The following is a 3,772-nucleotide window of genomic DNA, read 5'->3' on the forward strand; positions in this document are numbered from 1 at the left end:
CCCTTCCGGTTCCCCAATCCGTAGCTTTGGGTATTACTAAAGCAAAAATCTCGGTATTTCCAAGTCCGGTATTGCCATTAGACAAATCTTCATAATGCCTTAAAGTAACCCTGGGAAGAATGGTGAGTCCTTTTAAAGGCACCGGTGCTACTACCCTTAGTTGAAGATAATTGTCCAAACCTGGTCTGCGCGGGGCTCCATTCACCAGATCGTCATAATAGTCCGGCATAGACTGGTAGGCCAATTGGAAACTCCACTGTGTGGCTGTTGCATCCATTGCTTTGGAAGCCGCACTTTGTTCATCTGCTGTATTTTCTTCCTGTGGTTCAGCGGTTTCCTCAGTTTCTTCCTGAGCTAAACCCATGTTCAAACAGAAAATAAAAAATGGAATTAAAAAGTATTTTTTCATCACTATAAATTGTTCCGAGTTATTATTTTTGCGTTTTGGTTACCCGTACATCATATTTAAACAGACTGCTTAATTTGTCCCAAAAGTCGCCCCCTAATACAAAAAAGCTGCTGATAAAAATTACATCCAGGACCATGGTAAACCAAATAGGTAAATCCTTAAAAATAGTACTAAAATGCCCTAAATAAGGCTGAATAATTCCGATTAAAATGGGTGTGGTAAATAGAAACAGTCCTATGCGGTAACGAAAAAGACTAACCTTATCGGGAGGAGCAAACCTCTTTAAAAACCTAATTGCCTTTTCTTTTATAAACTCATAACCCTGTTTACCCATCACGACCACTGCTACGATCATAAAAACCTCAGGGATCCCAAAGGCGAGTAAACCTGAGATAATACTTTTAGTGGTAGCAGACCAATTGGAGGTGACTACCAACGGTATTAGCAAAGGGCTCAAAAACCCCACTATTAAAATCAATGACCCGAGAATGAGCTTTATTTTGGATTTTTGAGGTACTATGGGTTTCAGATGTTGGTTATCAGTCATTTATAGTTAATCAAAGAAAATATCTATGGCCTTATCACTTTTCATTATTCACAGCCTGGATTTCGTTTAGTAAACACACAAGCCTAAAGGCTTGTGTGTTTTAGATTGTCCTAATCTGTCAATTTCACCAATACCCTATCCAATTCGCCACTATAAGGGAAGTGATTGGTTACAGAATATTTGTTGGATACGGGTGTTCCGTTATCAACTCCTATATCAAAGGTTTCTGAAAGGGAGAAGGTCGAGATATGCATATCCGGTAGTTCTACCTCATCTACCTTTTGGCCATTTACGTACAGTTCTCCTTTTCCGCCGGGAAGGCCTTTGGTTTTACCGCCAGTCTCAATAAAATTGAATTTCACATTGACGGTTCCTTTAGGCAGGGCAGGCGATTCTAAGGTATAGTACAAGCCGTGGTAGTAGTTGTAATCATAGTACAGCTTATTATCCTTAATAAATAAGGTATAACCACCGGTAAAGCCGCCACATGCAACTAGCACACCTTCTTCATCTCCAGAAAGTTCAAGTGTTGTTTCTATTGAGTGCGATTTCCCTTTAACAGGTGGCGAAGCTTTTTCAGCAATTCGTTGTGCTCCTGGATAGAAATAAGTGAATTCTTTTCTATCTCCAAAGAGCCTTCCCTGTTGTTTTGCGATACGCTGTATCATATCATCATATAAGGGAAATACATTGTTTTCATCGGCAAGCTCTTCCCATCTGGTTTGGAGTTCTTCCAGTTTTTCCGGGTGTTCATCTGCAAGATCTTTAGATTCTGAAAAATCTTCATCAATATGATAAAGTTCCCAGACATCATCTTCAAACGGAGCTGTTTTATTTAGTTCCCACGGCATGCGATTTCCATGTATGGTTACTGCTTTCCAACCGTCTTTATAAATAGCACGGTTACCAAAGAGTTCATAGTACTGTTCAGGATGACTGGTAGGTGCATCGGCATTATCGAAGGAATATGCTATGCTCCTGCCATCGAGGTCCATTTGTTTGTGTCCATCTATCTCTTCGAAGAAAGGGGTGCCCGTAACATCGAGTATGGTAGCCCCAATATCTGTGATATGGTGATACTGATTTCTTACCTCCCCTTTAGCCTTAATTCCCTTGGGCCAACTTATTACCAATGCATCCGCAATACCTCCATTATGCACAATTTGTTTAAAATATTTAAAAGGGGTATTCCCGGCCATAGCCCAGCCTGCATGGAAGTGCGGATATGTGTTGGGGCCGCCCCAATCGTCGTAATGCGACATATTCGCATCGAAAGGTGTTTGCAAGCCATTGAGCACATAGGTTTCATTAAAGGTTCCGGCCAAACCACCTTCACCACTGGAGCCGTTATCAGCGGTTACAAATATGATTGTGTTGTCGTACTGTCCGGTACGTTTTAATGTTTCTACCATTTTCCCAATCTGTTCATCGGCGTGTGTAAGCATGGCAGCAAATACCTCCATTTGCCTGGCGTAGAGTTTTTGTTCCTCTGCGTTTAAACTTTCCCAGGAAGGAATTTCAGCAATTCGTGGTGAAAGCTCGGTTCCTTGGGGAATTATGCCCATATCCAACTGTGCCTTATGAATAATCTCGCGGGCATTATCCCATCCCTTATCAAATTTACCTTTGTAGTAATCGATGTATTTTTGAGGAGCCTGGTGCGGGGAGTGCATGGCCACTGGCGCCCAGAACATCATAAAAGGTTTATCTGGCGAGACAGAAACGTGTGAAGTTATATTTCTTGTAAACTCATCGGCCATGGCCTCACTCAAATGATAATCCATTTTTCCGGTCCAGTCTTCCATCGGATTATGATCTCTCCACAACAGTGAACGATAATTATCCGCATCTGCGGCCATAAAGCCGTAGTAGTGATCAAAACCTTCACCACTTGGCCAGCGATCAAACGGGCCACTTTCAGAAACCTCATAAAGCGGTGTGTGGTCCCATTTACCGATGGCGTAATTAATAAAGCCAGCTTTCTGTAAGTGTTTAGCTATAGATTTTCCGCTTTCAGGGGCAAAAGCATTATAGCCTGGAAAACCCATTGCAGTAAGCGAATGTGAGCCCAAACCGATCCTGTGATGGTTTCGCCCCGCCATAATTGTCGCCCTCGACGGAGAGCACAGTGCAGTAGTGTGGAAATTATTGTATCGCAGGCCATCAGCGGCAAGTTTATCTATATTTGGTGTTTCTATTAGGCCTCCAAAACTGCCTATGTGTCCAAAACCGGTATCGTCCAAAAGGAAGATCACCACATTAGGGGTGCCAGCAGGGGGTTGAGGTGGTGTGGGCCACCACTCCTCAGACTCTTCATAACTCTTGGCTATTTTTCCTTCGAATTCCTGCCCGTATTTTTTGAAGGATTCCGATTTTTCTTCGGATGAAGATTCGCCTTGTTGTTGGCAGCCAACAATTCCGATGGCCAGCAGCATTACGAATAGATGTCTAATGTTTTTCATAATTTTAATGTTTAAATTTAAGTGTTCCCCGTATTATTATTTATATTAAAGTGTAAGCTAATCCTGATTCCATTTGTCGCGCGTGATACTCAGTTGCGTTCGTTTTATCAGCCTCCATGCTGCAGCATATGTTTAAGCAACTCCTGCGACGGTCTCCCGGTTTCCAGCAAGCCATATTGTTGTTCATATAGCCGGATTGCGTTTTCGGTAGCGGTCTGCATCTGTCCGTTTATGTCACCGGGATCGAAATCCATTCGCATCAACGACTTCTGTATCTCGAGCACAGTTCCGGTTTCAAATTCTTCCTGGGCAGACTCCTGTTTTTTAAGGCGTTCCGTCTCCGCTATTTGCTGT

4 protein-coding genes are annotated in these 3,772 nt (G+C 42.6%); all 4 read right to left on the reverse strand.

Annotated elements, in window-relative coordinates; genetic code table 11:
- Positions 1-409, reverse strand: a 409-nt coding sequence (locus tag Q0X77_RS15180) for a hypothetical protein (protein WP_297798663.1), incomplete at its 3' end; no start/stop codon positions are given.
- A 22-nt stretch (positions 410-431) separates the two neighbouring features.
- Positions 432-956, reverse strand: coding sequence for a hypothetical protein (locus tag Q0X77_RS15185; RefSeq protein ID WP_297798664.1), 525 nt, complete (start codon positions 954-956; stop codon positions 432-434).
- A 110-nt stretch (positions 957-1,066) separates the two neighbouring features.
- Entirely contained in the window at positions 1,067-3,418 is a 2,352-nt protein-coding gene (locus tag Q0X77_RS15190; RefSeq protein WP_297798665.1) for an arylsulfatase, read from the reverse strand.
- 107 nt (positions 3,419-3,525) lie between these two features.
- Positions 3,526-3,772, reverse strand: a 247-nt coding sequence (locus Q0X77_RS15195) for a peptidoglycan-binding domain-containing protein (RefSeq protein ID WP_297798666.1), incomplete at its 5' end; no start/stop codon positions are given.

The organism is uncultured Eudoraea sp. (assembly GCF_947258925.1).
Classification (GTDB): domain Bacteria; phylum Bacteroidota; class Bacteroidia; order Flavobacteriales; family Flavobacteriaceae; genus Eudoraea.